Below are 6,035 nucleotides of genomic sequence, written 5' to 3'. Positions count from 1 at the left end.
AATAGGTATTACCTAAAGACCGTTCGAGTTCTCCTCTCTACTCTTGTTAAATTTAATAATATCAAAGTAAAGGAGACTGTTGTACATAATTTAACGAACGAAATGGAAATACCTAAATTTCACGAAACATTCATTCCTATTTTAAAGGTGTTAGAGAATGGAGAAACTCTACAAGCAAGAGAAATGTATCAAAAGGTTATTGATAATTTCTATTTTAAATTAACTAAAGAACAATTAGAACAAAAGACAAAAAGTGGAGATCGACTAATTATTAATAGAATTGCTTGGGGAAAATCTTACCTAAAAAAAGGTGGATATATAGAATTTCCAAAAAGAGGTTTTGTGAAAATTACTGAAAAAGGAAAATCCCATAATTCAAATAATCTAACACTTAAGCAGGTTGAAAGTTCAGATAATTTTTTAGAATTTTACACCGAAGAAGATCCAAAAGAAAATTCAACACCAACCAAAATTTCAAATGCCTCTCCACAAGATTTAATTGATGAAGGTTTTAATTCTATAGATATTCAGGTAAAAGATGAACTTCTTGAAAAATTAAAAACAATAGATCCTTTTTATTTTGAAAGAGTTATATTAAAATTATTGCATAAAATGGGATATGGTGACTTTATTGAGACTTCAAAAACTGGTGATGGAGGAATAGATGGAATAATTAACGAGGATAAACTTGGACTTGACAAAATATATATTCAAGCAAAAAGATACGGAGAAAACAAAGTACGCGAAAAAGATATCAGAAATTTTATCGGAGCAATGAGCGGAGACACTCAAAAAGGTGTTTTCGTTACAACTTCAACTTTCGATAAAGGAGCAATTAAAAAAGCAAACGATGCTCATCACACTATTATATTGATTGACGGCTCAAAACTAGTTGATTTAATGCATCAATATAATGTTGGTGTTCAGATCAAAATGATTTATGAAGTAAAAGAACTTGATAATGATTTTTTTGATAGTGAATAAATATGGCAAATAAATGGGGAATTCCGATTGAAGTAGAAAACTTAGTGTTATCAAGAGATAAATCCTGTGTTTATTGCGGAGTTATTTTTACTAAAAATGACAATTCAAGAAAAACAAAACAGTCTTGGGAACATATAGTAAATGACATTAGAATAAATGGAGCTGACAATATTGCTCTTTGTTGTATGTCTTGTAATGCTAGTAAAGGATCAAAATCATTAGAAGTATGGCTTGAAACTAAATACTGTAAAGAAAAGGGAATCACAAAAGATAAAGTTGCTTTGGTTGTTAAAGAAGCAATTAAAAATAAACCTGAACTGAAATAAAAAACTACCCGCAACAATTTAAACCACAATAACGGTTACTTCTCAATCTTTCTTTAACCAACCCAATACGCTAGTTTCATCAACAATCCATTTTCCGTTCACTTGTTTTAAACCTAATTGGTCTCTAGATTGTTTTCCAACGTTTTGTTGTACAATTTCAACATAGCTATCTTCTACCCTACTCACAATAGCTACATGTCCATAAGGGTTAAACACATTTCCTTTAAAGACAACCAAATCATTAACTTTTGGTTTGCTACTACTACCATTAGTGTATTGTAGTAAATTCCTATCTCTATTGATGCTGCCATCTGCTATTTCAGTATTAAAAAAATCGACAGCATGTCCATAACTATTAGGCATTTTATGGTTGAGATGTTGATAGTAGTAACGTTTTACAAACTCTACACACTGCCATTTTAACCCTAGATTATAACCGTCTTTGGTTAAATGCCTACCAGAAGTATTCCCTATACTTTTATTGTAAATAACATACACTTCGTTAAATACATCTAGTGTATCACCAATGTTTTTAACCTTAAAGGTTTTAGGAGATTTAGCTGTTAGTTGTTGCAACTCTTGAGTAATCACAATGTCTTGCTTAGGTTCTTGTTTACAAGACACAAACAATAAAGCAACAATAACTACTACAATTGGGTTAGTTTTCAACAAAGTCTTTTAAAACCTCTATAACGTAGTCTACTTCGTCTTTAGTATTAAAACTACTGAACGAAAAACGTACTGAAGGTTTTTTTAGTTGTTCTTCATCTAGTATTTGAGACAACACATGAGAGCCTAAAGTACTTCCGCTTTGGCAAGCACTTCCTTTAGAACACGCAATTCCTTTTAAATCCAACTGAAAATGTAACATTGGTGCTTTTTCGGGCGCAATTGGTAAACATACATTAACCAATGTGTATGTGCTGCTTTCAAAACACTTACTAGCTCCATTAAAGCTTGCTTGTGGTAAAACGTCTTTCAGCTTAGTAATGAAATAATGCTTTAAATCTGATATATAAGCAGTTTCTTCTTCTAGAGTGTTGTAGCTTATATTAAGAGCTTCTTCCATACCTACAATATCGTGTATAGCTTCAGTACCTGCTCTAAAACCTCGTTCTTGTTCACCTCCAAATACTGATGCTTTTAAACCAGAGTTTTTTCTTATGTAAGCGAACCCTACACCTTTTGGACCATGAAATTTATGTGCACTAGCTGTAATAAAATCAACAGCTACATCTTGTAAATCTATTTTATAATGTCCAACAGATTGCACAGTATCACTATGAAACAGAGCTCCATTGGCTTTGCACAATTGCGCAACACGCTTTATGTCTAAAATATTTCCTATTTCGTTATTAACATGCATTAAAGACACTAAAGCTTTTTCAGTAGATGTTAATACCGTTTCTAGATGTTCAATATCAATGTTACCATCGTCTAACAATGACACAAAATGAAGCGAAACGTTATACTCATTACTCAATGCTTCTAATGTATGTAGTACAGCATGATGCTCTATTTTGGACGTTATAATATCGGTTACTCCTAAATCTCTTACAGCACTCCTAAGTATTAAATTATCGGCTTCAGTACCACCTGCAGTAAATACAATTTCTGATGCTAAAGCATTAAAATGTTTAGCAATTGATTTTCTTGAATTTTCAATTAAAGCTTTAGATGACCTACCAAAACTATGTGTAGATGAGGCATTTCCAAAGTTACTCATCATCACTTCTGTCATCTTATTCACAACCTCTGCACGCATAGGCGTGGTTGCAGCATTATCAAAATACACTTTCTTCATGCTGCAAAAATACTTCAAATAAAATTATTTGCATCTTACTGCGTTATAAGTTTATCAAATCTTTTATTTTTGTTTCCAAATCAAATACAATGCGAAAAATACTCTATATATTTTGTCTAAGTTTACTGTTAACAAGTTGCGATGATGGCGATATTCTTGAAATTGAATTAGACTTTGAAGATGACCTTACGTTATGCGATCAATTTGAAGATGAATACAGCTTATATAAGATTAAAGCAGACCCTTATGAATCGTTGAGCATTGTTTTTCCTTCCAATACTAATAATGATCAAATTTTTAATCCTCCAACTGATGAAATTCCTTTTGAAGGTACTATAACTGGAAGTGTTAGGTTTATTTACAGAACTTATGATGGAAATCCAGAAAATCTTTTCTGTACTCTTGTTCCTGGTTCAGACGTTAATATTATTAGCGATAATGAAAGTGAATCAATAGATATAGATTTCACCTCTACTTTTGTGGATGATGATGATGATGGAATTCCTTCTGAATTTGAAGATTTAAATGGTAATGGTAATTATGATGACGATGACTTTGATGGAGATGGTATACCAAACTATATCGACCAAGATGATGATAATGACAATGTATTAACCATTAACGAAAATCATAATTTTAGCACTGAAAATGGCTTAGCTAATGCTGTAAACACTGATAATGACACGTACGACCACGATAACGATCCTACAACTCCCGAAATACCTTTACCTAACTATTTAGATAATGACGATGATGGTGATGGTGTATTAACGCGTTATGAGGATGAAGATATGGACAAAAACCCAACTAACGATTTTGCTATAGATGCAACTATTGCAAGGTATTTAGACGCAGATGCTGCTGATACTTTTGTGGTTGATGAGTTTATTGACAATACTTACACTAGAACAGTAACCACGAATTTTGAAATTAATGACCCTTTCAATTTAGGTGCTTTAAGTATGGATTATTACTTCTTTGGAACTTATGAAACTATAATTACGTTTCCTGAAGAAGACTAATTCACGTTTTGGTAAATATAAACCTCAGTAGCTCCTAAACCATATTTTTTGTAGTCTGCGTCGTAAAATTTGATGTTGTCGTAGCGTCGAAACAATGTTTCTAATTCCATTCTTAGAACACCTTCTCCTACTCCATGTATAAAAACGATTTTTTGGATTCGTTTTTTTATTGCAAATTCTAGTTGTCGTTGAGCAGTATCTAACTGTAAAGTTAACTTTTCATGGCTAGTCATTCTAGAATCATGATCAGTAAGCTTGTGTATGTGAAGATCAACTTCCATAGCAGGATTATTACGCTCTTTAGGCTTTATCTTAGGAAGTTTTCGTCTTTGTTGCTGCTCTTTTTCTTGAATAACAGCACTAGCACTTTGTGTAGAAAACAATTCAGATTGTATTGAAGCATCAGTTTTTATAAGTTCGCTTGCAGGAAACTCAAACACAAAACCATCAGGAGTTTCAATACTCACTTGTGCATCTGAAGTTTTTAAAACAACACCTGAAATGTCTTCATCTAATACTGAAACTTTATCGCCTTTTTTAAATTTCATTGTGCAGTATCATTATCAGATTCGTTAGTGTCATCGTTTTTATATTTACTAGGAATATTACGAGAAGTCCTGTAAATACCCATCATTAATAGTACAATTCCTGCCATTAGCAAATAAACACTTTGTCCATCACCTGCTTTGGCATAAATTGCAATAATTCCGCCAGATAAAATCAAAATAAAATTTATGGTTCTTGATAAACTCATGTGTTTGCCTATTAAAAATATGTTATCTATAAAGTAATAGATACAAAAGTAAAGCATTATGCTAAATCGTTCAAATTTTCACTAAAAAACAAAGAAACCTTAGTTTCATTTTTAACTTTTTTTACATTTGTAAGAACTAAAACAGTACCATGTCGCAATACGAAGACTATATGTTACCTTGCTTAAACAAAAAGTTGTTTGGCTTTGAGTGTATGGGTTGTGGCATGCAACGATCGGTTGCACTTATTCTTGAAGGCGACTTTATTGGTGCATTTTTTATGTATCCTGCTATTTATACACTTATACTCCTTTTTGGGATGCTAATAGTAAATGCGCTTAAGATTTATGAAATTTCTCAAAAAATTATTCTTACATTGGTAATCATTAACATCGTTATTATTGTAGGTAACTTTTTACTAAAAATAATCTAATCAAAACTAAAATTATGGAACAACAAAAACTCAACCCAACTATTGTTTATGTATTAGCAATTCTAGGATTACTATGCTGCTGCATAGGAGGTTCAGGATTTATCCTTGCTGGTATTGCTTTTTTTATTGCACAAAGTAAATTAAAGCAAGCTCAAGCAGCCCCTGAAAACTACGATCATGATAGTGTTAAAGCTATGAACACTGCCAAAATTGTAGCAATGGTAATACTAATAATAAATATAGCATACTTAATTTTTACTATATACCGAATTTCAACAGTTGGTTGGGATGAGATGATGGAACAGTCCAGAGAAATGATGGAACAGTACCAACAACAAAATCAATAAATGAGAAAAGCGACCAAATGGTCGCTTTTTTTATTACATTTGAACACTAACTTAACAAAAAATATTACATGGAACAAAAACCTACAAGACCTAATAGTTACTTAGCCTTAGCTATAATAAGTACCATTTTATGCTGTTTACCTTCTGGTATTGTGAGCATTATTTACGCTACAAAAGTTAATTCATTATATGAAGATGGAAAGTATGATGAAGCAGTACGTGCCTCTAAGAATGCAAAAACTTGGGGAATTGTTTCTGTGGTTATTGCACTTGTAGGATGGTTACTTTATATTTTAATCTTTGGAGTTGCAATGCTTGGAGCAATTGCTAATGGTGGTTACTAAGTCAAAAAAAATAATAGTATACA

At 31.9% G+C, this 6,035-nt stretch carries 10 protein-coding genes; 6 read left to right on the top strand and 4 right to left on the bottom strand.

Annotated features, from left to right (window positions below):
• Together OD803_RS07720 and OD803_RS07715 are read left to right on the top strand one after the other, a co-directional pair.
• On the top strand, nucleotides 1-984 hold a 984-nt coding region (locus OD803_RS07720; RefSeq protein WP_262733010.1), incomplete at its 5' end, for a restriction endonuclease.
• A 2-nt stretch (nucleotides 985-986) separates the two neighbouring features.
• Entirely contained in the window at nucleotides 987-1,310 is a 324-nt protein-coding gene (locus OD803_RS07715) for an HNH endonuclease (RefSeq protein WP_262733009.1), read from the top strand.
• Between the two features lie 42 nt (nucleotides 1,311-1,352).
• Here OD803_RS07715 and OD803_RS07710 read toward each other — a convergent pair whose 3' ends face one another.
• On the bottom strand, nucleotides 1,353-1,979 hold the full coding sequence (locus tag OD803_RS07710; RefSeq protein ID WP_262733008.1) for a CHAP domain-containing protein: 627 nt from the start codon (nucleotides 1,977-1,979) through the stop codon (nucleotides 1,353-1,355).
• Complete coding sequence (locus OD803_RS07705; protein WP_262733007.1) at nucleotides 1,969-3,114, bottom strand: cysteine desulfurase family protein; 1,146 nt, start codon at nucleotides 3,112-3,114, stop codon at nucleotides 1,969-1,971. The genes OD803_RS07710 and OD803_RS07705 overlap by 11 nt, the downstream gene beginning before the upstream one ends.
• An 89-nt stretch (nucleotides 3,115-3,203) precedes the next feature.
• On the opposite strand from OD803_RS07705, the gene OD803_RS07700 reads away from it, so the two are divergent.
• Nucleotides 3,204-4,136 carry a hypothetical protein gene (locus OD803_RS07700; RefSeq protein ID WP_262733006.1) on the top strand — a complete coding sequence of 311 codons (933 nt, stop codon included), beginning with the start codon at nucleotides 3,204-3,206 and terminating at the stop codon, nucleotides 4,134-4,136.
• Here OD803_RS07700 and OD803_RS07695 read toward each other — a convergent pair.
• Nucleotides 4,133-4,684, bottom strand: coding sequence for a Smr/MutS family protein (locus tag OD803_RS07695; protein ID WP_131507319.1), 552 nt, complete (start codon nucleotides 4,682-4,684; stop codon nucleotides 4,133-4,135). The two genes, OD803_RS07700 and OD803_RS07695, sit on opposite strands and share 4 nt — an antisense overlap.
• Nucleotides 4,681-4,890: a hypothetical protein gene (locus OD803_RS07690; RefSeq protein ID WP_131507321.1), complete on the bottom strand. Its 210-nt coding sequence runs from the start codon at nucleotides 4,888-4,890 to the stop codon at nucleotides 4,681-4,683. Before OD803_RS07690 ends, OD803_RS07695 begins: the two co-directional genes overlap by 4 nt.
• A gap of 149 nt (nucleotides 4,891-5,039) precedes the next feature.
• Between OD803_RS07690 and OD803_RS07685 the strand changes: the two genes are divergently transcribed.
• From OD803_RS07685 to OD803_RS07675, 3 genes are all read left to right on the top strand, one after another.
• Nucleotides 5,040-5,321, top strand: coding sequence for a DUF2752 domain-containing protein (locus OD803_RS07685; protein WP_129760746.1), 282 nt, complete (start codon nucleotides 5,040-5,042; stop codon nucleotides 5,319-5,321).
• A gap of 14 nt (nucleotides 5,322-5,335) precedes the next feature.
• A complete protein-coding gene (locus OD803_RS07680) occupies nucleotides 5,336-5,668 on the top strand; it encodes a CCC motif membrane protein (RefSeq protein WP_131507323.1) in 333 nt (110 codons plus the stop codon).
• Between the two features lie 68 nt (nucleotides 5,669-5,736).
• The gene (locus OD803_RS07675; protein WP_129760744.1) at nucleotides 5,737-6,012 is read left to right on the top strand and encodes a CD225/dispanin family protein; all 276 of its coding nucleotides are present in this window, start codon (nucleotides 5,737-5,739) and stop codon (nucleotides 6,010-6,012) included.
• Nucleotides 6,013-6,035: the final 23 nt, after the last annotated feature.

This window comes from Gaetbulibacter sp. NE (genome assembly GCF_025548475.1).
GTDB lineage: Bacteria > Bacteroidota > Bacteroidia > Flavobacteriales > Flavobacteriaceae > Gaetbulibacter_B > Gaetbulibacter_B jejuensis.
Note: the sequence above shows the minus strand (reverse complement) of the source record. Positions and strands in the feature narration are given on the sequence as shown.

Coding starts and splice junctions, on each gene's coding strand:
- OD803_RS07715 (WP_262733009.1), top strand. CDS start 987: ATGGCAAATAAATGGGGAATTCCGATTGAAGTAGAAAACTTAGTGTTA.
- OD803_RS07705 (WP_262733007.1), bottom strand. CDS start 3,114: ATGAAGAAAGTGTATTTTGATAATGCTGCAACCACGCCTATGCGTGCA.
- OD803_RS07700 (WP_262733006.1), top strand. CDS start 3,204: ATGCGAAAAATACTCTATATATTTTGTCTAAGTTTACTGTTAACAAGT.
- OD803_RS07695 (WP_131507319.1), bottom strand. CDS start 4,684: ATGAAATTTAAAAAAGGCGATAAAGTTTCAGTATTAGATGAAGACATT.
- OD803_RS07690 (WP_131507321.1), bottom strand. CDS start 4,890: ATGAGTTTATCAAGAACCATAAATTTTATTTTGATTTTATCTGGCGGA.
- OD803_RS07685 (WP_129760746.1), top strand. CDS start 5,040: ATGTCGCAATACGAAGACTATATGTTACCTTGCTTAAACAAAAAGTTG.
- OD803_RS07680 (WP_131507323.1), top strand. CDS start 5,336: ATGGAACAACAAAAACTCAACCCAACTATTGTTTATGTATTAGCAATT.
- OD803_RS07675 (WP_129760744.1), top strand. CDS start 5,737: ATGGAACAAAAACCTACAAGACCTAATAGTTACTTAGCCTTAGCTATA.